Origin of the sequence: Pseudomonas sp. SWRI92 (genome assembly GCF_014268685.1) — a bacterium.
GTDB lineage: Bacteria > Pseudomonadota > Gammaproteobacteria > Pseudomonadales > Pseudomonadaceae > Aquipseudomonas > Aquipseudomonas marvdashtae.
On sequence record NZ_JABWQY010000001.1, the window covers coordinates 620,459 to 644,108 of the forward strand.

The window sequence follows — 23,650 nt, forward strand, 5'->3', positions numbered from 1 at the left end:
CGTCAACAACATGCTCAGCGCCGAGCTGAAGTCTTTCCATATGGTCGCTCGCCTGGCCAGCGTCACCCAGGCGGCGAAGAAACTCGGGCTCAGCCAGCCGACGGTCACCACGCAGATACGCAACCTGGAAGCCCAGTACGGCGTGGAGCTGTTTTTCCGGGGAGGCCGGCGCCTGACGCTGAGTGATGAGGGCGCACAGTTGCTGCCGATGGTGCAGAAGCTGTTGCAGCAGGAGGCCGACATCGATTTTTTCCTGCGCAACAGTGGCCAGGTGCAAGGCACGCTGCGCATTGGCGCCACCGCCCCTTATTACGTGCTCGATATCATCAAGGGCTTTCGCGAGCAGTTTGCGCTTTGCGAAGTGACCCTGGAGATCGGTAATTCGCTGCAGGTCATCGAGGCGCTGGAAGAGTACCGCGTGGACCTGGCCGCGTCCTCGCAACTGGTCGAGGATGCTCGTCTGACGCGGTTGGTGTTGGGGCATGACCCCTTGGTGCTCGCCGTACACCGCAGCCACCCACTTGCCAGCCATGATCGTGTGCCGCCGAGCGCCCTGGCCGGGCACTGCCTGCTGATGCGCGAGAAAGGCTCGACCACCCGCACGCTCACCATGGCGCTGCTGCGAGAGGCGGGCGTGGCGACAGGCCCGCTGTTGGAGATCGGCAGTCGCGAGTCGATTCGCGAGGCGGTCCTGCGCAACATCGGCATCAGCATCATCGCGCGTCATGAAGTGCCGGAGAACCCGCAGCTCAAAGTCGTTGAACTGGAGGGCGCGCCGTTGATCGCGGAATACCTTTACTGTTTGAAAGAGCGCCGCCAGGCCCGGCTGCCCTCGGCATTCCTGGTGTTGGCACGAGCGACAACCGGCTCCTGAACCCGCTACGCAAATTTGCCGATGACACTATCGGCAGCTTTTAGCCAACTGCCATCAAGCTTTCGTACTGCCTGCCTACCATGACTCTCGTCGAGCTGACAGCTCATCGAGGTTACGTCATGACAAGTACACGCTCCGTAGACATGCAGATACGCGACATCCACAAGGGTTTCGGTGCCTTCAAGGCGCTGGATGGGGTGTCGCTGGATATCGCCGCGGGTGAGTTGGTGTGCTTGCTCGGGCCGTCCGGCTGCGGCAAGACCACGCTGCTGCGCTGCATCGCCGGCCTGGAGCGACAGGACCGCGGGACGATCATGATTGGCGCCCGGGATGTCTCGACCCTGGCGCCCCAGGCGCGTGACTACGGCATCCTGTTTCAATCCTATGCGCTGTTTCCCAACCTGACGGTGGAACAGAACATTGGCTACGGTTTGGCCGGTAATGGCCGCGAGACGATTCGCGGGCGGGTCAACGAAATGCTCAACCTCGTCGGGCTGTGTGGCAGCGAGAAAAAATACCCAGGCCAGCTCTCCGGCGGACAACAGCAGCGGGTCGCCTTGGCGCGTGCCTTGGCCCCGGCGCCGTCGTTGCTGCTGCTCGACGAACCGATGTCGGCCCTGGATGCCCGGGTACGCGAACATCTGTGCAGCGAGTTGCGCCAACTGCAAAAACGCCTGGGCGTTACCACGTTGATGGTCACTCACAACCAGGACGAGGCGATGTTGATGGCCGACCGCATCGCGGTGATCAATCAGGGTCGCGTTGAACAATTTGCCAGCGCTCAACAGATCTACCGCGCACCGGCGACTGCCTTCGTCGCAGACTTTGTCGGGCAGGGCAACTGGCTGCCCTTCGAGCGCGGGCAGGATGGCCAGGTGCGCGTCGGCGGGCACCGCCTCAACCTGCATGGTGCTGACGCGCGTCGCAGCGGACGACTCTTTTGCCGTCCGGAAGCCGTACGGATCAACCCGTCGACGCCGGAAGACAATCTCTTCGATGCACAGTTGCGTGAGCTGACCTTCCTCGGCAACCGTTGCCGCTTGAGCTTTGAGCTGGACGCGTTGCCGGGCCACATGCTGCTGGCGGAGCTGGAGCCGCACGCCATGCCGCAGCTGACCCATGCACCGCTGAAGGTCGCGCTGCCGTCCCACAGTCTCCAGGTGTTCAGCTGATATGCAAGGCACGATGTCCATCAAGCCGGCCGTGTTGCAGCCGCGCCAAGTGCCCGGTGATTTGCCAGACCAAGTGTTCATTCGCGGCGGGCAATGGCTGCTTCTGCTGTTGCTGGTACTGGCGGTACTGCTGCCTTTGCTCGCCATGCTGTGGCGTGCGTTCAGCGGGGACGCCAGCCAGGGCGGCGGCCTGCAGGCGGCGCTGAGGTTGTTCACCAGCGGCCATTTTCATTGGCTGCTTGGCAACAGCCTGACGGCTTCGCTGACCGTCGCGGCAATCGTGGTGCCGCAGGCCTATGCCTTCGCCTACGCCTTGCAACGCACCTGCATCGTGGCAAAGCCGTTGTGGCGGGGCATCTCGCTGCTGCCGTTGCTGGCACCGTCGATGTTGCCGGGCATTGCGCTGATCTATCTGTTCGGCAACCAAGGGCTGCTGCGCGGCCTGGTTACCGACAATATCTACGGGTTCTGGGGCATCGTCCTCGGGCAAGCGATCTACACCTTCCCCCATGCATTGATGGTGCTGATGTCGGCATTGGCGTTGTCGGACGCGCGGTTGTTCGATGCGGCTGCGAGCATGGGCGCCTCGCCATCGCGAGCCTTTCGCAGCATCACTTGGCCCGGCAGCCGCCAAGGTGTGTTCGCGGCTTTCTGCCTGGTATTCACCCTGTGCATCACCGATTTCGGCGTGCCCGTCACGGTCGGCGGTGATTACCAAGTGCTTGCCTTGGAAGCCTACAAGGCTGTCGTAGGCCAGCAGCAGTTTGGCCGAGGGGCGCTGATCGGCGTGGTTCTGCTGCTGCCGGCGTTACTCAGCTTTGCGGTGGACGCATGGCTGCGTCGTAGTCAGCGCGACACCCTGAGCGGTCGAGCGCAGGTTTATCACCCGTCGCCGTCACGGGGCAGGGACGCTGCCTTCCTGAGCGTAACGGCCCTGATCTGCTGCGCGCTGGTCGGCGTGTTCGGCATGGCGGTATACGCCTCACTCGTGCAGTTCTGGCCGTATGACCTGTCGTTGTCGCTTGAAAACTATGCCTTTTCCGAGCTGCCCGGCGGCTGGCTGGCTTATCGCAATAGCCTGTTGCTGGCGCTGTGCAGCGCCTTGTTCGGCAGCCTGCTGATCTTCACCGGCACTTACCTGATCGAGAAAACCCGACAGAGTCCGCTGACCCGAATCCTGCGCTTGCTCAGCTTCGTGCCAATGGCCGTGCCCGGCCTGGTCCTGGGCCTGGGCTACGTATTTTTCTTCAACGTGCCGGGCAATCCACTGAACAGTTTGTACGGCAGCCTGGCCCTGCTGGTTGTTTGCACCGTCGCCCACTTCTTGACGACCGCGCACATGACCGCAAGCTCGGCCCTGCGGCAGCTCGACGACGAATTCGAAGCCGCGGCGCTGGCGCTCAAAGTGCCGCTGGCTCGCCACTTCCTGCGGGTGACATTGCCCATGTGCCTGCCAGCGCTGCTCGACATCATCCGTTATCTGTTCGTGTCGGCGATGACCACCGTCTCGGCGGCGATCTTTCTCTACAGCCCTGACAGCGTCCTGGCCGCAGTGGCCGTATTGAACATGGACGACGCCGGCAATGTCGGCGGGGCCGCCGCGATGTCCACGCTGATCCTGCTGACCTCGGCCGGTGTGTCGCTGCTGCTCGCGGCACTCTCGCGCCGGCTGCTGCGCCGTTCCCAAGCCTGGCGCCAGCAGGCGCCGGGTCTTTGAAAATCCTGGAGATAGTCATGCATTACCAACCCCCTACACACCTGCAGGCGGCCATTCTCGATTGGGCGGGCACTGTGGTGGACTTCGGTTCGTTCGCCCCGACGCGGATCTTCGTCGAAGCCTTCGCCAGCTTCGACATCCAGATCAGCCTGGAAGAGGCGCGTGGCCCGATGGGCATGGGCAAATGGGAGCATATCCGCACCTTGTGCAATCAGCCGGCGGTAGCTGAACGTTTCCATCACCGCTTCGCACGTGCGCCAAGCGATGATGATGTGACCGCAATCTACCAACGCTTCATGCCGCTGCAGATTGCGAAAGTCGCCAACCATTCGGACCTGATCCCCGGCGCATTGGACAGCATTGCCGCGCTGCGCCAGCGCGGTCTCAAGATCGGCAGTTGTTCCGGGTATCCCAGGCAGGTGATGGACAAAGTCGTCGAACTGGCCGCGGCCAAGGGTTATCGACCCGATCATGTGGTTGCCACCGACGACGTTCCCAAGGGGCGGCCAAGCCCGGCGCAGGCGCTGGCCAACGTAATTGCCCTGGGCCTGGACGACGTCGCGGGCTGCGTGAAGGTCGACGACACCGAACCCGGCATTCTCGAAGGCCGCAGGGCAGGGATGTGGACCGTGGCGCTGCGCTTTTCCGGCAATTTCCTCGGCCTCGACTGGGAGCAGTTCCAAGCCCTCTCGGCGCAACAGTTGGCGACCGAGCGTAGCCGCATCGACGGCTTGTTTGCCGCCTGCCGCCCGCATTATCTCATCGACACCATTGCCGAATTGCCCGCTGTGATTGACCAGATCAACGCGCAGCTGGCCCGCGGTGTATTGCCGTCGCATACCTGAAAGCCTCACTGACTGACACGGAGCCGTACCATGTCCAAACGCATCGCCTTGGCCGCTGGCTTGCTGGCCGCCTGTACCTTCCAGGCCCAGGCCAATACCGAACTGACCGTATACACGGCCCTCGAGGTCGAGCAGCTCAAAGCCTACAAGCAAGCCTTCGAGCAGCAGAACCCGGAGATCGAGATCAAATGGGTGCGCGACTCCACCGGCATCGTCACCGCCAAGCTGCTGGCAGAGAAGGATCGCCCGCAAGCCGACGTGGTCTGGGGACTCGCCGGCTCCAGCCTGGCGATTCTCAAGCAACAAGGTTTGCTCGATACCTACAGCCCGGCGAATCTTAACCAGATCGCCGCCAACTATCGGGATGCCGATATACCGCCGGCTTGGGTCGGCATGGACGTTTGGGCTGCCGCGATCTGTTTCAATACGGTGGAAGCGCAGAAGCAGGGGCTGCCCAAACCCACGCGCTGGGAAGACCTGGCGAACCCGGTGTACCAAGGCAAGATCGTCATGCCCAACCCGGCCTCGTCGGGCACCGGTTACCTGGATGTCAGCGCCTGGTTGCAAACCTTCGGCGAGGCCAAGGGCTGGGCCTACATGGACAAGTTGCACGCCAATATCGGCCAGTACACGCATTCCGGCTCCAAGCCCTGCAAGCTGGCGGCCGCCGGTGAGTTCCCTATCGGCATTTCGTTTGAATACCCGGCCATCCAGCTCAAGCGCAAAGGCGCGCCCCTGGACATCGTGCTGCCCGCTGAAGGCCTGGGCTGGGAAATCGAAGCCACCGCCATCATCAAAGGCACCCGACACTTGGAAGCTGCCAGGAAACTCGCTGATTTCTCGGCTAGCCGCGAGGCCATGGAACTGTACAAAGCCAACTTCGCCGTCCTGGCACAACCGGGCATCGCCGAGCGTTTGCCGGAGCTGCCAGCGGACTACGAACAACGGCTGATCCGCAACGATTTCGCCTGGGCATCGGAGAACCGCGACAGAGTGCTTGCCGAGTGGCGCAAGCGTTACGACGGCAAGTCAGAGCCCGTCGCCAAATAGCTTTCTGCAATGCCTGTCGCAGGCCCGGCGGTGTCGCGCGGGCCTCGTAATATCGATCGTTTTTAAGGAGTTTTCATGTCTGAGCACGACTGCGATCTGCTGATCGTCGGCGCCGGCATTCTCGGGTTGGCCCACGCTTGGGCGGGTGCCAAGCGCGGCCTCAAGGTCAAGGTATTCGAGCGCAGCCATACGCCGCTCGGTGCCTCGATTCGCAACTTCGGCCAGGCTTTGGTCAGCGGCCAGGCGCCGGGCATCATGCTGGACCTGGCACGGGAGGCGAACGGTTTATGGAAGACCCTGGGGCAGGGGGCCGGGCTGCATATGCACCAACAAGGCTCGCTGTTGTTCGCCCGCACTGAAGTCGAAGAAGCGTTGCTCGAGGCCTTCGTGAACGGGCGGGGCGCGACGTTGGGTTATCGCACCCAACTGCTGCGTGGCGAGGCGCTGGCGGCACTCTATGACGGCCGTTTCGCCCATCATCGCGCGGCGCTGCTAGGCCTGGACGACCAGCAGTTGTATTCCCGCGAGGCGCTTACGCAGATTGTCGATTACCTGGCCCGGGCCTTGGGTGTTGAATTCCACTTCTCGACGCTGGTGCGCGATGTTGAAAGCAACTGTGCGTTAACCAGTACCGGACGCTTTACCGCGCGGCACATTGTCGTGTGCTCAGGCCATGACTACCAGACGCTGCTGGCCGAGCAAATCGCCGCGCTAAAACCGCAGGTGTGCGGACTGCAAATGCTCCGCGTCCGCCCACGTCAGCCTTTGGCGTTGCAACATGCGTTGCTGACCGGACTGAGCTGCGTGCACTACGGCGCCTTCGCCGATCTGCCTGAAGCGCAGGCCATCCGCGCGCAGATCCGCACGAACCAACCGGAGTTGGAGACGCATGGCATCCATTTGCTCATCAGTCCCACACCGCACGGCGATCTGATCATTGGCGACTCCCATGTCTACGGCCGCGACATTTCGCCGTTCAACACCGAGCAGGTGGATCGGATTCTGATCGATCTTGCGCAAGATACCCTGGGCGGCGAAATCGAAGTACTGGAACGATGGCAAGGCGTGTATGGCGCGCGCGGACCTGGGCCGTTCAGCGTGCTCGCCGCCGCGCCGGGGGTTACCGCTGTGCTGATGCACACCGGGTTGGGGATGAGCGTGGGCCTCGCGCTTGGCGAGCGCACTATCGCGGACTTGCTGGGTGAAGCCCGCCCGCACAGTTCGGCGGCTTGATCTCAAGTGCGCTACAAGGGGGCCTCGTACAGCGGCCCCCAACGTGGCTGACTTCAATACACCTGGGGCACGATAAGTTCAGGTGGAGTGGGGCTTCGGGAATAGTCTTCTTGCCTGACGCGCTGCGGCAGTTCGATTACCGGCAGCTCAACCTCTTCATAGGCCATCTGCCCGAGAAGATGATTGATGCAGTTAAGCCTGGCTTTCTTTTTATCATCGGCCTGTACCACCCACCAAGGTGCTTCGGCAATGTGGGTGCGTTCAAGCATGATTTCCTTGGCCTTGGTATAGGCTTCCCACCGCCGGCGCGACTCCAAGTCCATAGGGCTGAGTTTCCACTGCTTGAGCGGATCATGGATGCGACTCAGAAAGCGCAGGTGCTGTTCCTGGTCGGAAATGGAGAACCAGTATTTGATCAATTGGATGCCGGAGCGGACGAGCATGCGTTCGAACTCCGGCACGGTACGGAAGAACTCTTCGTACTGATCTTCGTTGCAAAACCCCATCACTTGTTCCACACCCGCACGGTTGTACCAGCTACGGTCGAACAGTACGATTTCGCCCGCCGCCGGCAGATGCGAGACGTAGCGCTGGAAGTACCATTGGGTACGTTCGCGGTCGTTGGGGGCGGGCAGGGCGGCGACCCGGCAGACCCGAGGATTCAGGCGCTGGGTGATTCGCTTGATGACGCCGCCTTTGCCGGCGGCATCCCGTCCTTCGAACAGAATCACGACTTTGTGGCCCGTCTTGACCACCCAGCTTTGCAGCTTGACCAGTTCGCCTTGCAGGCGGAACAGTTCGCTGAAATATAGCCTGCGAGCATCCTTCTCTGTGCCTTCCGTTACGTGCTCGTCGAAGAGCGCATTCAGGTCATGCCCGTCTTCGGATAATTCCAGTTCCAGCTCTTCATCACTGTGATCAAGCAGCTCACGGTGGATGCGCTGTATCAAGGTGTCTGGTGCAGAGGACATAGAAGGGGCTCGCGGATTGAGGATGGCAAAGTGTTAGGCGTAATTTGTTACGAGCCCATTACATCGAACTGCTTTGCTGCGGTTACAGGAGGATAACCGTGCTGCTTGCCATTGAGCTTTCATGAAAACGTAACAAAACTGCTGCAGAGTTCGGGAGCCCGTAATCACAAGGTGTCCCTTAATGAAAAGTTTGATGAAGTCTGCTGCGCTCGCCATTGCGGTTTCTCTTTGTGCCACCTCGGCGTCCTTCGCAGCAGAGAATGTCCGTCTGACAGGTTCCGGGGCGAGTTTCCCTGCACCGATCTACCTCACCTGGTTCAAGGATTTCAGCAAGAAGTCCGACAGTGTCACCGTTGATTACCAATCCAAGGGCAGTGGCGCGGGCGTACAGGATTTCCTGAACAAAACCGTCGACTTCGCCGCCAGTGACTCGGCAATGAAAGATGAAGATATCGCCAAGGTCGCCGAAGGCGTGCAGTTGCTGCCGATGACCGCTGGGGAAATCGTGCTGGCCTATAACCTGCCGGGCAATCCCAAGGGTCTCAAGCTGCCACGCGACGTGTACTCGAACATTTTCCTGGGCAAGATCACGCGCTGGAACGATCCACAGATTGTGGCTGCCAACCCGGACCTGAAACTGTCCGATACACCGATCACCGTCGTTGTACGTGCTGACTCCAGCGGTACGACCGCCGTGTTCACCAAACACCTGGCGACCATCAATCCAGAGTTCAAGCAGGCGCTGGGCGAGGGCAACACCGTCAACTGGCCGGCCAGTGACAAGTTCATCAAGTCGCCGAAGAACGATGGCGTCACCGCAACTGTGCGCCAGACCCCGGGCGCGATTGGCTACATCGAATACGGCTTCGCCAAGCTCGCCAAGGTTGACTTTGCCCAACTGCAGAACAAGGCCGGCAAGTACGTCGTGCCAAACGCCGAAAGCGGTGCCGAGGCCCTGGCTGCGGTGAAGATGCCGGAAAACCTGGTGGCCTGGCTGCCGGATCCGGACGGTGCCAAGTCGTACCCGATCACGTCCTACACCTGGATGATCTTCCGCAAGGATAACGGCAATCCGGCCAAGGCCAAGGCCATGCGTGAAATGGTCGAATACAGCCTGACCGAAGGCCAGAAGATTGCCGATTCGATGGGTTATATCCCCTTGCCACAATCGGTTGTCGAGCAGGTTCGCAAAGCGTCCGCCAACATCCAGTAATGCCGTGAGGTCTCTCTCGGTGTTGCTCTTAGCATGCCGGGGGAGTTATCCCCCTTGTTCCGGACTTAGCCAATGAACAAACCTTTTGTCGTACCGGTTAATCCGGACTCCGCCTGCCAACCACCCTCGACGAAGGACTTCCTGGTTGATCGCACGTTTCGTGCGCTTGCGCGCATCGGGGTGGTCCTGATTCTGGCGCTGGTGTTTGCACTGGTATTCGAGGTGGGACGCAAGGCGCTTCCTGGCATGGAGAAACATGGTTTCGACGTGCTCTTGGGGAGTGTCTGGGACGTTAACCAAGGTAAGTACGGCATCCTGCCGGCTATCTGGGGCACGCTCTACAGCGCCCTGATCGCATTGTTGATCGCAGGCTTTTTCGGCGTCAGCATGGCGATCTTCCTGACCCAGGACTTCCTGCCGCCCAAGCTTGCCGCGATCTTCCGCACCATTGTCGAATTGCTCGCGGCCATTCCAAGCGTTGTCTATGGCCTGTGGGGGATCTACGTGGTGATCCCGGCGATTCGTCCGCTGACGACCTGGTTGAACAGCGAGCTCGGCTGGGTGCCTTTTTTCGGTACATCCCTGAGCGGGCCAGGGCTGCTCCCTGCGGCGCTGGTGCTTGCCATCATGATTCTGCCGACCATTGCCGCCGTTTCCCAGGATGCTCTCACGGCCGTACCGATGAAAACCAAGCAGGCCGCCTATGGCATGGGGACTACCCATTGGGAAGCGATTCTCAAGGTGATGGTGCCGTCCGCCGCCACCGGCATTTTCGGCTCTCTGGTTCTCGGCTTGGGGCGCGCGTTGGGTGAAACCATGGCGCTGGCCATGCTGGTAGGCAATGCGAACAACATCTCCCTCTCGCTGTTCGCGCCGGCCAACACACTGGCGGCCTTGCTCGCGCTGAACTTCCCGGAAGCCGGGCCGAACGAGATCGAGGTGTTGATGTATGCCGCACTGGTGCTGATGTTAATCACCCTGATCGTGAACGTCTTCGGCTCCTTGATCATGATGTATGCCCAACGGGGAAATAGGTGATGACTGATCTCTCTGCTGCAACAGACTTGACCGCTCCTGCAGGCGCGATGCCCAGCCTGCAGCGCAAGTTCGAGGGCCGCGCCCTGCGCAGCCTGATCCTGACCACGCTGGTCTGGACGGGTGCGCTACTGGCCAGCGTGCCGCTGATTTCCGTGCTCTACATGCTGATCACCCGGGGTGGCGCTCGCCTGAACCTGGAAGTCTTTACCGAACTGCCGCCAACAGGCTTCGAGATGGGCGGGGGCTTCGGCAACGCCATGGCGGGTACCTTCGTGATGGTCGGTATCGCAGCGGCAATCGCGGTGCCGGTCGGCATCATGGCGGCGATCTTCCTGGCTGAACTGGGGCCGGACAGCAAACTGGCGAACGCCTCGCGTTTTGCCGCCAAGATGCTCACGGGCCTGCCTTCGATCCTGGCCGGGGTTTTCGCTTATGCCTTGGTGGTGATGACCACCGGTACTTATTCGGCACCGGCGGGTGGCGTAGCGCTGGCGGTACTGATGCTACCGATCGTCGTGCTGACGGCGGAAGAATCGATGCGCATGGTGCCCAAGGTCATGAAGGATGCCGCCTACGGCATGGGCTGCACCCGCTCACAGGTGATCTGGAAAATCGTCTTGCCTACCGGCATGCCGGCAATCCTGACCGGCGTCATGCTGGCCGTGGCACGTGCCGCGGGCGAGACGGCACCGTTGTTGTTCACCGCGCTGTTCAGCAACTACTGGATCTATCACCAAGGCAGTCTTGAGGTAATGAACCCGACTGCATCGCTTGCAGTGTTGATCTACAACTTCTCCGGCATGCCTTTCGATAACCAGCTCGAGCTCGCATGGGCGGCCTCGTTGGTGCTGGTGATGATTGTGCTGTTCGTGAACATCATCAGCCGCATTTTCGGCAAGCCTAAGTATTAAGAACGGGAGCATCTGATTTTGAACGTATCCACTGCGCAAATAGCCGCTCCGTTTGTCACCCAGGCGCCTGTAGTCATGGACTGCAAACTGGACAAGATTTTCTACGGGAACTTCATGGCGGTACGTGACAGCCATGTGCCGATCGAGAAGAACAAGATCACCGGATTCATCGGTCCTTCCGGCTGTGGCAAGAGCACTGTGCTGCGCAGCCTCAACCGGATGAATGACCTGGTGAAGGGTTTCCGTTTCGAAGGGCACGTACACTTCCTCGGACAGGACGTCTACGGCAAGGGCGTCGATCCCGTGGTCGTGCGCCGCTACATCGGCATGGTGTTCCAGCAGCCGAACCCGTTTTCGATGAGCATCTTCGACAACGTCGCGTTTGGCCTGCGCCTCAATCGCTACAAGGGCGATATCGGTGATCGGGTCAAGCACGCGCTGCAAGGCGCCGCGCTGTGGGATGAGGTCAAGGACAAGCTCAAGGTCAGCGGCCTGTCGCTCTCCGGTGGCCAGCAACAACGTCTGTGCATTGCCCGCGCCATCGCCACCGAGCCGGAAGTATTGCTGCTGGATGAGCCGTGTTCGGCGCTCGATCCGATCGCTACCCGGCGGGTCGAGGAGTTGATGGTCGAGTTGAAGAAGGACTACACCATCGCGCTGGTGACCCACAACATGCAGCAAGCCATCCGTGTCGCCGACACCACGGCGTTTTTCTCCGTGGATATTTCCCAGGGCACGCGCACCGGCTATCTGGTCGAGATGGGCCCGACGACGCAGATTTTCGATAACCCGCGTGAACAGATGACCGGGGATTACATCAGCGGTAAGTTCAGCTAAGCAACACGCCCGGTCAAGGCCGTATACCTGCAGAAGCCAAATGGATTTGGCGGGCATCCGGTAGACATTTACCCGCGTTACCAAGGAGCACTAATGCCCGCGACGCATCGGCTTGATTTGCCAGCAATTGAACGCGCACTGCGTGAAGTACAGAGCCGCTTCGCCGAACTTAGCCGGCATTTCACGGAGCCCCGAGACCCCCTGACCGACGAAGTGCTGCACAATGTGCTTGAAGGTTACGCATTGGTTGATGAGTATGTTGCCCGCGGCGTTGACCTGTTCGATCTTCAGCAACTGAACCTGATGCTGGAGATCAATGCCACGGTACTCTGTGGCCGCGACCCGGCACGCCGTTTGGAATATGCCCAGCACCTGGCAGCGACCGAGGAGCATTTCTTCAACAACGTTGAAGGAGGCATCAAGGATTTGTTCAATTGGTACTGCGCGTATCGCAGCGAATCAGTCTGGAAACGTGCGGCTGGCGTCTATGTCCGCATCCTCAGCAAGCCGCAGTTGTTCATCGAGGGTAACAACCGCAGTGGGTCGCTGATCGTCAGCTATTTGCTCATGCGCGCTGGATTGCCTCCTTTCGTGCTGACGCTGGAGAATGCCGAGGGCTACTTCAACCCGTCCTCGGTCATACGCAACTCGGCCAAGCATGGCGTCAAGGCATTGTACGAATTGCCCAAGATCAAGAAAAAATACGCAGCTTTTTTAGAAGAACAGGCACCTGATCCGATGAAGTTTTTTCTCAAAGGCAAGTCTTTGCCCCTTTATCAAGGTGGTCATTGATGAGCGGATCTCCAGCGCTTGCCAAGTGCAAAACTTTCAGCAGCCGGGTAGGGCAGGCCATTCGCTGCGCTCTGCCTACGCAGTTGTTCAAGCGTCAGCGCGTACGAATCTCGTTTGATATTGACGACACACTCGCGTGCCAACTTCACCACTGCGCAGCCGAACAAAGCAGACTGCCAGCCTGTGTTCATCGTTGGTTGGGTGAGCCGTTGCGCGAAGGCACACGTTCCCTGATCCGAGAGTTGCGCCGTCAGGATTGCAGCATCTGGGTCTATACGTCGTCTGGTCGCACACCGTCCTATATCAGGCGATGGTTGCTGCTATACGGTATCCGCGTCGATGGCGTGGTCAACAGCGTGCTGCACAATCGCGCACTGACGGTGCATGGGCTGGCGAATTCGCCTTCAAAGTATCCGCCGGCGTTCGATATCGACTTGCACGTCGATGATTCCGAAGGCGTGCAGATTGAAGGTAACGACCATGGGTTTCGCGTTGTCGTCGTGCATCCGGAGGATGACCGCTGGGCACAGAAAGTCCTGGATGCGGTCGCCATGGTCCAGGCGCAGCTCGCTTGGCAGCAAATGCGCAGACATGAAGAGCCGGTCTATCAACGAGCACAAGCTTTCCTTGAAGAAGCAGTCAGTTCTCAATGAGGACATGGGGAGCCACAAGAGCTGATACGGCGGTTCGCATAATGTATATTATGTTAAACAAGATGTTTGCGACGGATGTTTATGATTCGATTGTCTACTCGCCGGATCTGGATCCGCTCCCCTGCAACTAATCCTAAAATGCACGAGTCTCTAACTTCACCGAGGTTGAGCCATTTCGCCGAGCCTCACATCGAAAAGACTACCTGTGAGCACGACCACCTACCTGGAACGCCGCAACAACCTGTCGCTGGACAGCCTCAACTTCTTTCTCGCCGACGTGCGCGACGGTCTCGGGCCGTATCTGGCGATCTACCTGCTGGCGGTGCATCACTGGGACCCAGCGAGCATCGGCGTGGTGATGACGATCGCTGGCGTCGCCGCCCTGATCACACAGACGCCTGCGGGAGCGTTGGTTGACGGCAGCCGTGCCAAGCGCGGGTTGATTGTGATTGCCGCGCTGATCGTGACCGTCAGTTGCCTGGTGTTGCCCTTTGTCTCTTCATTCAGCCTGGTGGCGCTCACGCAGGCCTTGAGTGCGGTGGCGGCATCGATTTTTGCCCCGGCCATTTCGGCGATTACCCTGGGCATCACCGGTCCTCGCGCTTTCACGCGGCGAACCGGGCGCAACGAAACTTTCAACCATGCCGGCAACGCCTGCGCGGCCTTGCTGGCCGGTTTGTTTGCTTATTTGTTCGGCCCGGTGGCGGTGTTTTACCTGATGGCGTTCATGGCCTTGGCAAGCATGTGCGCCGTGGCGTTCGTCTCAGCTGAAGCCATCGACCATGATCTGGCTCGCGGTCTCGAACCTCGTGGCACCAATCACCCTCAGCCCTCCGGGTTTGCCGTGTTGCTCAGCCACCGGCCGTTGCTGATGTTTGCGGTTTGCTGCGCGCTGTTCCACCTGGCAAATGCAGCCATGCTGCCGCTGGTGAGCCAAAAGCTTGCCCACGCCAATCTGCACATGGCCACCCCGCTCACCTCCGCCTGCATCGTCGCGGCGCAGCTGGTCATGGTGCCGATGGCGCTGCTGGCTGGCGCCAAAGCCGATCAATGGGGCCGCAAACCGCTGTTGTTGGCGGGTTTTCTGATTCTGCCGTTGCGCGGTGTGCTCTATACCCTGTCGGATGATCCGTACTGGCTGGTCGCGGTACAACTGCTCGACGGCGTCGGCGCCGGCCTTTTCGGCGCGTTGTTCCCGGTCATGATCAAGGACCTCACGCTTGGTTCCGGCCACTTTAATATCAGCCTCGGTGCACTCACCACGGTGTTCGGTCTGGGCGCGGCGTTGAGCAACGGTCTGGCGGGATTTGTAGTTGAAGCGGCTGGCTACGATGCAGCATTCCTGACACTTGCTGGCGTCGCCGGGACGGCGTTTTTACTGCTATGGTTTGGGGTTCCGGAAACCATGCAACGTTCTGAAGGCGTCAAAACTGATCGAATCGAGATCAGCTCTGGCGCCTGAAGCAATCAAACCGAAGCCTTCAAATCCACGCCCAGCGCTTGGACAAACGCCTTGACCCGCGGGCTGCGCACCGTGTTGTATTGCCGGATGTCCTATGCCTTGATTGCACTGACCGCCATGGGTGGATTCTTGTGTTTCATGAACGGTCGTCGGGTGGCTGGCGTGCAGAACTGATGCGTCGGCTGTTTCAGCGAACAGAACCATTGCCCTCACCTACTCCACCGCCTCAACCACCCCCTGATCCTCGCCCAGAAACCCGCCGCTCTGGTGGTGCCACAATCGCGCATAGGTGCCGTTCTTGCCGAGCAATTCGGCGTGGGTGCCCTGCTCGATGATCCGCCCTTCATCCATGACGATGAGCCTGTCCATCGCCGCGATCGTGGACAGCCGATGGGCGATGGCGATCACAGTCTTGCCCTTCATCATTTCATCGAGGCTTTCCTGAATGGCCACTTCGACTTCCGAATCCAGCGCGCTGGTGGCCTCGTCCAGCAGCAGGATCGGCGCGTTCTTGAGCATGACCCGGGCAATGGCGATGCGTTGGCGCTGGCCGCCTGAAAGCTTGATGCCACGCTCGCCCACCAGGGTGTCGTAGCCGCTGTGGCCTTGCTTGTCGCTCAGTTGATTGATGAACCCATCCGCTTGGGCGCTGGCGGCGGCACTGCGTATTTCCTCATCGGTGGCGTCGGGGCGACCGTAGGCAATGTTGTCGCGGATGGACCGGTGCAACAGCGACGTGTCCTGGGTGACCATGCCGATGGCGCTGCGCAGGCTGTCCTGCGTGACATGCGCGATGTTCTGCCCATCGATTCGAATCTCACCGCTGTCCACGTCGTAGAAGCGCAGCAGCAGGTTGATCAGCGTGGATTTGCCGGCACCGGAGCGACCTACCAGGCCGATCTTTTCACCTGGCCGGATGCTCAGGCTCAGGCCATCAAGCACCTGGCGTTCGCCGTTGTAATTGAAGCTGACGTTGTCGAAGGTCACCGCACCACCGGTGGTCACCAGCACACCGGCGTCCGGCGCATCCTTAACCTTGGGACCGCGCGTCAAGGTCTCCATGCCATCCTGCAGAGTGCCGATGTTCTCGAACAGCGAGGTCATTTGCCACATGATCCAGTGCGACATGCCATTGATGCGCAAAGCCATGGCCGTAATCGCCGCCACGGCACCGGTGCCGACTTCGCCTTGATGCCATAGCCACAGCGCATAACCGCCCGAACCCATGATCAATGCGACGACCAAAGCCTGATTGACGATCTCGAACTGGCTGACCAAGCGCATCTGGCGAAAACCGGTTTGCTTGAAATCTTCCATGGCAGCGCGGGCGAAGTGTGCTTCGCGTTTTGAGTGGGAGAACAGCTTCACCGTGGTGATGTTGGTGTAGGCGTCCGAGATACGCCCGGTCATCGACGACCGCGCATTGGCCTGCTCCTGGCCGACTTTCTCCAGGCGCGGCACGAAGTACCGCATGGCCAGGCCGAACAACGCAACCCAGGCAATGAAAGGCAGCATCAGCTTCAAATCAAAGCCGCCAGCCAGAGCAATGATCGCGATGAAATACACGCCAATCCCCGGCGCGATCTCGATGATGGTGAACAGCACCTCGCGCACGGACAGCGCCGTTTGCATCACTTTGGTAGTGACCCGGCCGGAGAACTCATCCGAGAAGAACGAAAGGCTTTGCCGCAGCATCAGCCGATGAAAATCCCAACGCAGTCGCAACGGCAGATTGATCGCCAATACCTGGTGCTGCACCATCGTGCGCAACGCCACCAGCCCGATGCTGGTCACCAGCATGATGCCGATGCCCCAAAGGACTCGGCTTTCCTGCCTGGTCGCATCACCACCGGCCTGCCAGGTCGAGAGCAGGTCGACGACCTGGCCGAGAAAAGAAAACAGCCAGGCTTCGTAAATAGACACTCCGGCGCTAAGCAGCGCAAGCGCCAGGATGTAACCGCGGGCACCCCGCGTACAGGCCCACAGGAACCGCGCCAGACCGTCCGGTGGTGGCGGCGCCTCGTCGGGCGGAAAAGGGTCGAGCCGTTGTTCAAATGCGTGAAGCATGGTGTCTCCATGACGATCCAAGAAGGAGATTGGCATCTAAAGATTGCTTTGAAGGGTTTGGATGGAGGGCAAGATTATCCGTTCAAAGATTTTTCCATGACGATTGTGCGCTCTGCGCCGTGAAACGCGTCGCGGACTTTGCGGAAACCCAGGGAGTAATAAAACGTCTCTGCCGTGATCGAGGAAGGGACTCGCAACCATTCAACGCCGTTTTCCGAGGCCGCCGACTCGATCGTGGCCATCAACTGACGACCAATGCCCCTGCCCTGATAGGACGGGTCAACAAATACGCTTCGGACGGTGTCTTTATCAAGACTTCCCGTTGCGACGAGCTGACCATCGAAGCTCGCGACATACACCTCGCGCAGGCTTAGAAAGTCCAGGATTGCCGACGGTGAAAAGCTTCGCTGCACCTGCTCGATGATGTCTGATGAATAGTCTTGGGCATTGGACTCGCGCAGTGCCGCTGCCACGACCAGGCTGATTGCTACGGCATCCGTACTGATTGCCTTTCGAATAACGCAGTCCATTGAGCGCTGTTCCTTGCGTTCGGTTGTTGAAATGCCAGTGTAGGCGACTGCATACCCACCGCACCACGTCGCCGAACAGCTTCTATCAGGCCCGTCCAGAATCCCGCACCAACGGCACATGTATGCAGCGCCCGGGCCTAAATCCGACGCCTGTCTATGCTTCAAGCACCTCGACGCGCTCATCAGTGGCTGGATCAACGGAGTAGACCATGAAATATCTATCGTTTGGCAAGACTGGGCTCAGGGTTTCCCAAGTCGCCCTCGGCACCGGCAATTTTGGCACGGGCTGGGGATACGGTGCCGATCCAGACACCAGCGAGACCGTGTTCAATGCGTATGCCGAAGCCGGAGGAAATTTCATCGACACGGCGGACGCCTACCAGTTCGGCCAGTCTGAAGAGCTACTCGGCAAGCTGCTCGCAGGCCGGCGCGATCAATTCGTCCTCGCGACGAAATTCAGCAATGGCGCCGCGCCAAACGCCGACAGGCTAGTCACTGGCAACAGCCGCAAGGCCATGGCCGCCTCAGTGGAAGCGAGCCTTAAACGGCTGAAGACCGATCACATTGATCTCTACTGGGTGCACCATCCTGACGGCGTAACCCCCGCCGAGGAAATAGTCCGCGGTTTCGAGGACCTTGCCCGCGCTGGCAAGATCCTCTATGCGGGCCTGTCGAATTTTCCCGCGTGGCGACTCGCCCGAGTGGCCACGCTGGCTGAGCTCAATCGCGTGATACCTATTGCCGCCGCCCAGTTTGAACACAGCCTGGTCCACCGCGATCCTGAAGCCGATCTTTTCCCCGCGAGCCATGCCCTTGGGCTGGGCGTCGTCACGTGGTCGCCGTTGGGTGGCGGGATGCTCACCGGAAAATATCGCAAAGGTGAAAAAGGCCGTGCCGAAGGCTTCGGCGGTCGCGTGTTTCAACCCGAGGACTCGGCGCAACGCACACAAGTACTCGACACGGTACTCGCCATCGCTGGCGAACTGGGCGCCAGCCCGGGCCAAGTCGCCATCGCGTGGGCGGGCACGCACGGGGCCGTGCCGATTCTCGGCCCACGCACCCTGCCCCAACTCGCCGACAACCTCGGCGCGCTCCCGCTTGAGCTTTCGGCTGAACACATCGGCCTGCTTGATAGTGTCAGCAACCTTGTACCCTCCGCGCCGGTGAGAAAGGCCATTTCATGGGAGGCAGGAGACAACCCGGTGGTTGCATAACTCAGGCTTTCATCGATGGGCGTCTTTTCGCCCATTTAAGGCGGCGGTATTCGGCGGCGCATATGTCTTGCCTGCGTGTTTGACATGTTCCTGTCAGCCGACCGTCACCCTGACGTCAGATCCTCTCCCCTAAAGTACTGCGTGACTGCCCCTGCGGTGCCGCCGTGACCAGGTACCGATACAGGGCCCATCGCTTTAGCTGGAACTCTTGCTATCAGCCGGAAGGAGAAACGCAATGAGCCATCCTGATGCGCACGTCAGTGCTCTCGAGCAATTTACCTGGCAATCGACACTCGACAGCAATCTGGACAGAAAAGGCCTGTTGCTCCGGCTGTTCGCCGAACAGCGATTCATGGCCGCGCAGGTGCACGCCTGCAAGCTTGATCACAAGGATTACCTGCTTTCGCTGATTGATCCGGCGTCGACGACGGACGACGACACTCGGCACTCATCAAGCGTCGATAGCCATCGAATGCGGAGCGTCATCACCGAAGCGGCAAGAAAAGCCCATTGGGGCACGCTCCCAAGACATGGTCGGGCGCAAGGCATCGCCGCCCACTATGACGCGCAGACCTGCATGGCGGTTGTACTCGATATCGAGGTGAGCGACGAAGGCCGCTTGATCATTCATGACGCGGTCGTGGTTGCGGACTTGGGTTTCGTGGCCAATCCTGGTCGCGTGCGCTCGCAGCTCGAAGGCGCTTGCCTGATGGGGATAGCGTTTGTGACGTCCAGTGATTTTGATCCGACCACTAAAGACGCCCGGGCTAAACCTGCCTATCGCACCCGCTGGCCACTCGTCTCTTGGCTGCCAGGACAGATCGCGGTGCACCTGATCAATCCCACCGGCGCGCGCGAAGCCGGCCAGCCCAGCCAGACCAGCTACGCACCTGTTGCCCGGGCCCTGTGCAATGCAATTTTGAAGGCTACGGGTAACGAGTCGGTCCGGATCCAGTCACTGGAAAGATCGAGCGCAAGTTAACTCGCAGTTTCGCCTGGCTTACTAGGCAGCTATACGAAAACTCTTCGCTCAAACGGCTCCCACTTTGCGCACCGGCCAGGATTCAACCCGGTTTTTCCCCAGTCGCTTGGCCGCGTAAAGCGCCGAGTCAGCCGCTTTTAACAGAGTACCTTGATCGGCCCCGCTGGTTTCTGTGGAAGCCACCCCAAACGAAGCCGACACCGTGAATGTCTGCCCGTGGTCTGTCAGGCTCGTCTCTTCCAACGATGCTCGTATGGCTTCGGCTCGTGACGCCGCGACCTCGGCTGAACATTCCGGCAGGATCACAATCAGCTCCTCGCCGCCAAAGCGACAGGCAATATCGGATGACCTGAGCGATTGCACGATCAACGCGGAGACCGCACGCAGCACGGCATCGCCGGCTGCATGGCCGTAAGAGTCATTCAACTGCTTGAAGTTATCGAGGTCCAGCATGATGACGCTCAGGCAAGAGCCGTTGCGCTCGGAGCGCGCGAGTTCGCGCTTGAGCGTCTCATCCATGAAGCGCCGGTTGTACAGCCCCGTCAGCGGATCCTTGATGGACTGGGTTTCCAGTACCTGGCGCATCCTGCCATTCGCCAACGCCAACGCGGTTTGTTCGGCCACGGCTTCAGCGACTTGGAGCCCCTCCTCGGCCAAGTCACGCAGCCCAACTTGACGGATATGCAACAGCCCCAGGATCTCGCCGTACGCCATTAACGGCAGACAACAATCGGTCACTTGCTCGGCGTCCGACGCCGCGGGGTAATGAGGGCAACAGAGATCGCGGTGATGCTCGGTCAAATGCGATCGCCCTCGCCTGATTGCCCAGCAATCCTTGGGGTTGAGCATGACATCAGCGCCCTTTTCCTCAGCCTGCCCCCAGGACGCAGCGTGCTGAAGAACATCAGCGGAGTTGCGATAGAGAAAAAACTCCCCTTCGCTGGCAGGTATCAATCGCTGGCAGTAAGTGCTGGCCAGCTGGAGTATTTCCATCTGGGACAGCTCTGTCTGCAGCAACCTCGCCATGTCAGCGAGAAGGCCGATCTCGCCATTACGGCGTTTCAAGCGTTCCAGGCTCTGGCTCAGTTGGTCGCTGGCCAGGATCGCCGCTGCGGCGGACTCCGACTGACGACGGACGCTGCGGCGCATGGATACGTAAATGAAACGACCTAAACCCAGGGTAACGATGAAACTTGCGATCGAAATCGCAACGGCCCAGCGAATGTTGCTTAAAAGCTTACGTTCGAGCGCTGCCAGTTCCTTTGTTTCGTCAATGATCAGTTCTGCGCTGATGGTACGGACGACGTCCATCAGGTCTTTACCACCGCCAGCAGCGATTTCCTCCTCGGCAGCATCATTTCCATGAAGACTTACCAGCTTCACCACCCGATCCAGGTGCACCATCTTCAGTTCAGCATGGCGGATGAATTCTTCAACACGCCCAACCTCTTCGGCTGGATCGCCTTGATAGGAAAGGCGCAGGCTCTTGAGGGCCGAAGGCAGTTGGGATACGGCGATATAGTAAGGTTGTAGAAATATGTCCTTTTCCGTCAACGCGTACCCGCGCTCACCGGTTTCGGCATCAACCAACAAGCCCTGGACGTTGCGGATACGATCTATCTGCACCTCGACAACGTTTCGCTCCAGGCGCGTCTCGTTTGTCCAGAACAACGTGATGGGACCAACGGCCGCCGTGACGGCCATCACAAACGTCGCGGCACCCGCGGCGAAAAGAAGGCTTGCTTTACGATCAGGCATTGAAGATTACGCTCTCGGAAATCCAGCGAGGTCGGCCTAATGGAGAGCCAGGCGCCAAGAGACAGAACCGACAAACGGTTTATTGCTTTGCACAATAAGGCAACCAAGCTGTATCCGCCAGATACCGCCAACGCTCGGGAAAACCCGTCGCAGCATGACAAGCTCCGCACGAAGCCGGGTAAATCAACGCTTCCAGGCCCGCCGAGGTGCTGCTTCCCTGCCTTTAGGATCCAATGTTTTTTCGATATCCGCGTGCAACGCGGCGCTGCCCTGTCGGGAAAAGTAGTGATCCAATCAAGCGTGGGCTTTGCCCGGGAAATATCGCGGGTAATCCGTGAACCCTTGTTCATCGCCGCCGTACAGCCCCACGGTGTTCAGGGTATTCAACGGCCAGCCATTGGCGATGCGCCGTGGCAAGTCGGGGTTGGCGATAAATGGCCGACCGAACGCAACCAGATCGGCCATGCCTGACTCGATCAGGCGCGCCGCGCGGGTGGCGGTGTACAACCCGGCATAGATAATCCGTCCGGTGAAGGTACTTCTTACCTCACGGCGAAACGCTTCGGGCAGGTCCGGAGCGTTCGGCCAATCGGCTTCGGCGATGGACAGGTAGGCAACGCCCTCTTGCTCAAGCACCTTGATGGCTTCGATGTACGTCTGATGCGTGTCGTCCTCGACGAAGCCGATGTAGACGCGGTCTTCCTCGGTGCTTGAGAACAGCGGCGAGAAGCGCACACCCAGGCGATCGGACCCGACCACCGCGCTGACGGCTTGCACGACCTCACGCAAGAAACGCAGGCGATTGTGCAGCGAACCACCGTATTCATCGGTGCGCTGGTTGGCATGGGCGGAAATGAACTGGTTGACCAGGTAGCCGTTGGCCGAGTGGATTTCGACGCCATCGAACCCGGCGCTCAAGGCGTTGCGCGCGGCCTGGGCGTAGAGTTCGACCAGCACCTTGATTTCGGCAACGCTCAGCTCTCGGGGGATGGACGGCTCGACCAGCGTGCCGGTGCCTGGGCCGGTTTCGATAAAAGCCTTGGCTTTCTGCGCCTGGACCGCCGACGGCGCGATGGGAGCGGCATTGTCCGGTTGTAGTGCGTGATGGGAGACGCGGCCGACATGCCACAGCTGGGCAAAAATCACCCCGCTTTCAGCGTGCACGGCCTCGGTCACGGTGCGCCAGCCATCGATCTGCGCTTGGCTGTGGATGCCCGGCGTCCAGGCATAGCCCTTGCCGCGGGGTTCGATCTGGGTGCCTTCGCTGATGATCAAGCCAGCGCTGGCACGCTGCTGGTAATAGCGCGCCATAAGGGGCGTCGGTACGTCGCCGGGCTGGCTACTGCGCTGGCGGGTAAGCGGCGGCATGACGATGCGGTTTTTCAGGGTGATGGCGCCCATTGAAGTGGGCTCGAACAGCGAGCGGTGTTTCATGATTCGCTTCCTGGGTGCGTCAGTCTCGGCGGCTCGAAGACCGCCCAGGCTGGAATATCTACAGTTGAGGTATTTGTCGAGGCTATGGGCCGAGCTTTCGCGGCCCGGCCCCGCCTAAGGGCGTTTCTTCAGACGTTGTCGAGCAGGTCTATCAGCGCCGTCGCGGCTTCGCTTGACGAACCCGGGTTTTGACCGGTGATCAGCAGGCCGTCCCGAACCACGTAGGAAGACCAGTCAGCGCCTTTGGAATAAACGCCGCCGTTGGCCTTGAGCATGTCCTCCACCAGGAACGGCACTACGTCGGTCAGGCCCACTGCCTCTTCTTCAGAATTGGTAAAGCCGGCGACTTTTTTGCCCTGGACCAGCGGAGTGCCGTCAGGCTTCTTGACGTGGCGGAGCACGCCAGGTGCGTGGCATACCAACGCCGCGGGTTTGCCGGCGGATTGGAAGGACTCGATCAACTGGATCGAGACCGGATCCTCCGCCAGATCCCACAGCGGGCCGTGACCACCCGGATAGAAGACAGCATCGAAATCGTCTGGCGAGACACTGTCCAGACGCACGGTGCTGGCGAGCAATGCGGTGGCTGCGCTGTCAGCCTCGAAACGGCGAGTCAGCTCAGTCTGAAACGAAGGCTCGTTACTCTTCGGATCAAGCGGCGGCTGCCCTCCTTTCGGCGAAGCCAGGACGACCTCAGCGTTGGCGTCCAGGAACGCGTAGTAAGGCGCCGCCAATTCTTCGAGCCAGAAGCCGGTTTTACGGCCGGTGTCACCAAGAGTGTCGTGGGAAGTCAGTACCATGAGAATTTTAATTTTTGGATTTTCCAATTTCAGATAAAGAGTTTATTAGACTGGTCGTCTACTATCGGGACGGATCGAAAGTTGCTGGGCCGTCTTG

22 protein-coding genes are annotated in these 23,650 nt (G+C 60.0%); 16 read left to right on the forward strand and 6 right to left on the reverse strand.

Going from position 1 to position 23,650, the window contains the following annotated elements; translation table 11 throughout:
* The first annotated feature begins 10 nt into the window (after window positions 1–10).
* The 6 genes from HU762_RS02455 to HU762_RS02480 all read left to right on the forward strand — a co-directional run bounded on the left by HU762_RS02455 (window position 11) and on the right by HU762_RS02480 (window position 6,891).
* A complete protein-coding gene (locus tag HU762_RS02455; protein ID WP_186632427.1) occupies window positions 11–874 on the forward strand; it encodes a LysR substrate-binding domain-containing protein in 864 nt (287 codons plus the stop codon).
* 119 nt (window positions 875–993) lie between these two features.
* Window positions 994–2,046: a putative 2-aminoethylphosphonate ABC transporter ATP-binding protein gene (locus tag HU762_RS02460; protein ID WP_238340328.1), complete on the forward strand. Its 1,053-nt coding sequence runs from the start codon at window positions 994–996 to the stop codon at window positions 2,044–2,046.
* 1 nt (window position 2,047) lies between these two features.
* On the forward strand, window positions 2,048–3,763 hold the full coding sequence (locus tag HU762_RS02465; protein ID WP_186632430.1) for a putative 2-aminoethylphosphonate ABC transporter permease subunit: 1,716 nt from the start codon (window positions 2,048–2,050) through the stop codon (window positions 3,761–3,763).
* A gap of 17 nt (window positions 3,764–3,780) precedes the next feature.
* Window positions 3,781–4,608, forward strand: coding sequence for a phosphonoacetaldehyde hydrolase (gene phnX, locus HU762_RS02470; protein WP_186632433.1), 828 nt, complete (start codon window positions 3,781–3,783; stop codon window positions 4,606–4,608).
* Window positions 4,609–4,638: 30 nt separating this feature from the next.
* Complete coding sequence (locus HU762_RS02475; RefSeq protein WP_186632435.1) at window positions 4,639–5,658, forward strand: putative 2-aminoethylphosphonate ABC transporter substrate-binding protein; 1,020 nt, start codon at window positions 4,639–4,641, stop codon at window positions 5,656–5,658.
* Window positions 5,659–5,733: 75 nt separating this feature from the next.
* Window positions 5,734–6,891: a TIGR03364 family FAD-dependent oxidoreductase gene (locus tag HU762_RS02480; protein WP_186632438.1), complete on the forward strand. Its 1,158-nt coding sequence runs from the start codon at window positions 5,734–5,736 to the stop codon at window positions 6,889–6,891.
* Between the two features lie 53 nt (window positions 6,892–6,944).
* On the opposite strand, the gene ppk2 is transcribed toward HU762_RS02480, so the two are convergent.
* A complete protein-coding gene (ppk2, locus tag HU762_RS02485; RefSeq protein WP_186632441.1) occupies window positions 6,945–7,862 on the reverse strand; it encodes a polyphosphate kinase 2 in 918 nt (305 codons plus the stop codon).
* Between the two features lie 181 nt (window positions 7,863–8,043).
* Between ppk2 and pstS the strand changes: the two genes are divergently transcribed.
* From pstS to HU762_RS26885, 8 genes are all read left to right on the forward strand, one after another.
* A complete protein-coding gene (pstS, locus tag HU762_RS02490) occupies window positions 8,044–9,075 on the forward strand; it encodes a phosphate ABC transporter substrate-binding protein PstS (RefSeq protein WP_186632445.1) in 1,032 nt (343 codons plus the stop codon).
* A 72-nt stretch (window positions 9,076–9,147) separates the two neighbouring features.
* Complete coding sequence (gene pstC, locus HU762_RS02495; protein WP_186611881.1) at window positions 9,148–10,113, forward strand: phosphate ABC transporter permease subunit PstC; 966 nt, start codon at window positions 9,148–9,150, stop codon at window positions 10,111–10,113.
* Window positions 10,113–11,024: a phosphate ABC transporter permease PstA gene (pstA, locus tag HU762_RS02500; protein WP_186632448.1), complete on the forward strand. Its 912-nt coding sequence runs from the start codon at window positions 10,113–10,115 to the stop codon at window positions 11,022–11,024. Before pstC ends, pstA begins: the two co-directional genes overlap by 1 nt.
* Before the next feature lie 75 nt (window positions 11,025–11,099).
* On the forward strand, window positions 11,100–11,861 hold the full coding sequence (pstB, locus tag HU762_RS02505) for a phosphate ABC transporter ATP-binding protein PstB (RefSeq protein ID WP_025214260.1): 762 nt from the start codon (window positions 11,100–11,102) through the stop codon (window positions 11,859–11,861).
* A gap of 93 nt (window positions 11,862–11,954) precedes the next feature.
* On the forward strand, window positions 11,955–12,653 hold the full coding sequence (locus HU762_RS02510; protein WP_186611879.1) for a hypothetical protein: 699 nt from the start codon (window positions 11,955–11,957) through the stop codon (window positions 12,651–12,653).
* Complete coding sequence (locus HU762_RS02515) at window positions 12,653–13,306, forward strand: hypothetical protein (protein ID WP_189684609.1); 654 nt, start codon at window positions 12,653–12,655, stop codon at window positions 13,304–13,306. Before HU762_RS02510 ends, HU762_RS02515 begins: the two co-directional genes overlap by 1 nt.
* A 205-nt stretch (window positions 13,307–13,511) precedes the next feature.
* A complete protein-coding gene (locus HU762_RS02520; protein WP_186632451.1) occupies window positions 13,512–14,768 on the forward strand; it encodes an MFS transporter in 1,257 nt (418 codons plus the stop codon).
* A 51-nt stretch (window positions 14,769–14,819) separates the two neighbouring features.
* Window positions 14,820–14,942 carry a hypothetical protein gene (locus tag HU762_RS26885; RefSeq protein ID WP_264082721.1) on the forward strand — a complete coding sequence of 41 codons (123 nt, stop codon included), beginning with the start codon at window positions 14,820–14,822 and terminating at the stop codon, window positions 14,940–14,942.
* A gap of 39 nt (window positions 14,943–14,981) precedes the next feature.
* Here HU762_RS26885 and HU762_RS02525 read toward each other — a convergent pair whose 3' ends face one another.
* Window positions 14,982–16,835: an ABC transporter ATP-binding protein gene (locus tag HU762_RS02525; RefSeq protein WP_186632454.1), complete on the reverse strand. Its 1,854-nt coding sequence runs from the start codon at window positions 16,833–16,835 to the stop codon at window positions 14,982–14,984.
* 74 nt (window positions 16,836–16,909) lie between these two features.
* Window positions 16,910–17,365 (reverse strand): GNAT family N-acetyltransferase, encoded by a 456-nt coding sequence (locus HU762_RS02530; RefSeq protein WP_186632457.1) that lies wholly within the window; start codon window positions 17,363–17,365, stop codon window positions 16,910–16,912.
* A 209-nt stretch (window positions 17,366–17,574) separates the two neighbouring features.
* On the opposite strand from HU762_RS02530, the gene HU762_RS02535 reads away from it, so the two are divergent.
* On the forward strand, window positions 17,575–18,579 hold the full coding sequence (locus tag HU762_RS02535) for an aldo/keto reductase (RefSeq protein WP_186632460.1): 1,005 nt from the start codon (window positions 17,575–17,577) through the stop codon (window positions 18,577–18,579).
* 235 nt (window positions 18,580–18,814) lie between these two features.
* The gene (locus HU762_RS02540; RefSeq protein ID WP_186632463.1) at window positions 18,815–19,561 is read left to right on the forward strand and encodes a molybdopterin cofactor-binding domain-containing protein; all 747 of its coding nucleotides are present in this window, start codon (window positions 18,815–18,817) and stop codon (window positions 19,559–19,561) included.
* A gap of 48 nt (window positions 19,562–19,609) precedes the next feature.
* On the opposite strand, the gene HU762_RS02545 is transcribed toward HU762_RS02540, so the two are convergent.
* The 3 genes from HU762_RS02545 to HU762_RS02555 all read right to left on the reverse strand — a co-directional run bounded on the left by HU762_RS02545 (window position 19,610) and on the right by HU762_RS02555 (window position 23,565).
* Entirely contained in the window at window positions 19,610–21,319 is a 1,710-nt protein-coding gene (locus HU762_RS02545) for a diguanylate cyclase (protein WP_186632466.1), read from the reverse strand.
* Between the two features lie 294 nt (window positions 21,320–21,613).
* Window positions 21,614–22,753, reverse strand: a complete 1,140-nt coding sequence (locus HU762_RS02550) for an alkene reductase (RefSeq protein WP_186632469.1) — start codon at window positions 22,751–22,753, stop codon at window positions 21,614–21,616.
* Window positions 22,754–22,881: 128 nt separating this feature from the next.
* Window positions 22,882–23,565, reverse strand: a complete 684-nt coding sequence (locus HU762_RS02555; protein WP_186632963.1) for a DJ-1/PfpI family protein — start codon at window positions 23,563–23,565, stop codon at window positions 22,882–22,884.
* Window positions 23,566–23,650: the final 85 nt, after the last annotated feature.

What these genes read in the sequence shown, in the direction of transcription:
- HU762_RS02455 (WP_186632427.1), top strand. Translation starts at nt 11, where the DNA reads ATGCTCAGCGCCGAGCTGAAGTCTTTCCATATGGTCGCTCGCCTGGCC.
- HU762_RS02460 (WP_238340328.1), top strand. Translation starts at nt 994, where the DNA reads ATGACAAGTACACGCTCCGTAGACATGCAGATACGCGACATCCACAAG.
- HU762_RS02465 (WP_186632430.1), top strand. Translation starts at nt 2,048, where the DNA reads ATGCAAGGCACGATGTCCATCAAGCCGGCCGTGTTGCAGCCGCGCCAA.
- phnX (WP_186632433.1), top strand. Translation starts at nt 3,781, where the DNA reads ATGCATTACCAACCCCCTACACACCTGCAGGCGGCCATTCTCGATTGG.
- HU762_RS02475 (WP_186632435.1), top strand. Translation starts at nt 4,639, where the DNA reads ATGTCCAAACGCATCGCCTTGGCCGCTGGCTTGCTGGCCGCCTGTACC.
- HU762_RS02480 (WP_186632438.1), top strand. Translation starts at nt 5,734, where the DNA reads ATGTCTGAGCACGACTGCGATCTGCTGATCGTCGGCGCCGGCATTCTC.
- ppk2 (WP_186632441.1), bottom strand. Translation starts at nt 7,862, where the DNA reads ATGTCCTCTGCACCAGACACCTTGATACAGCGCATCCACCGTGAGCTG.
- pstS (WP_186632445.1), top strand. Translation starts at nt 8,044, where the DNA reads ATGAAAAGTTTGATGAAGTCTGCTGCGCTCGCCATTGCGGTTTCTCTT.
- pstC (WP_186611881.1), top strand. Translation starts at nt 9,148, where the DNA reads ATGAACAAACCTTTTGTCGTACCGGTTAATCCGGACTCCGCCTGCCAA.
- pstA (WP_186632448.1), top strand. Translation starts at nt 10,113, where the DNA reads ATGACTGATCTCTCTGCTGCAACAGACTTGACCGCTCCTGCAGGCGCG.
- pstB (WP_025214260.1), top strand. Translation starts at nt 11,100, where the DNA reads ATGGACTGCAAACTGGACAAGATTTTCTACGGGAACTTCATGGCGGTA.
- HU762_RS02510 (WP_186611879.1), top strand. Translation starts at nt 11,955, where the DNA reads ATGCCCGCGACGCATCGGCTTGATTTGCCAGCAATTGAACGCGCACTG.
- HU762_RS02515 (WP_189684609.1), top strand. Translation starts at nt 12,653, where the DNA reads ATGAGCGGATCTCCAGCGCTTGCCAAGTGCAAAACTTTCAGCAGCCGG.
- HU762_RS02525 (WP_186632454.1), bottom strand. Translation starts at nt 16,835, where the DNA reads ATGCTTCACGCATTTGAACAACGGCTCGACCCTTTTCCGCCCGACGAG.
- HU762_RS02530 (WP_186632457.1), bottom strand. Translation starts at nt 17,365, where the DNA reads ATGGACTGCGTTATTCGAAAGGCAATCAGTACGGATGCCGTAGCAATC.
- HU762_RS02535 (WP_186632460.1), top strand. Translation starts at nt 17,575, where the DNA reads ATGAAATATCTATCGTTTGGCAAGACTGGGCTCAGGGTTTCCCAAGTC.
- HU762_RS02540 (WP_186632463.1), top strand. Translation starts at nt 18,815, where the DNA reads ATGAGCCATCCTGATGCGCACGTCAGTGCTCTCGAGCAATTTACCTGG.
- HU762_RS02545 (WP_186632466.1), bottom strand. Translation starts at nt 21,319, where the DNA reads ATGCCTGATCGTAAAGCAAGCCTTCTTTTCGCCGCGGGTGCCGCGACG.
- HU762_RS02550 (WP_186632469.1), bottom strand. Translation starts at nt 22,753, where the DNA reads ATGAAACACCGCTCGCTGTTCGAGCCCACTTCAATGGGCGCCATCACC.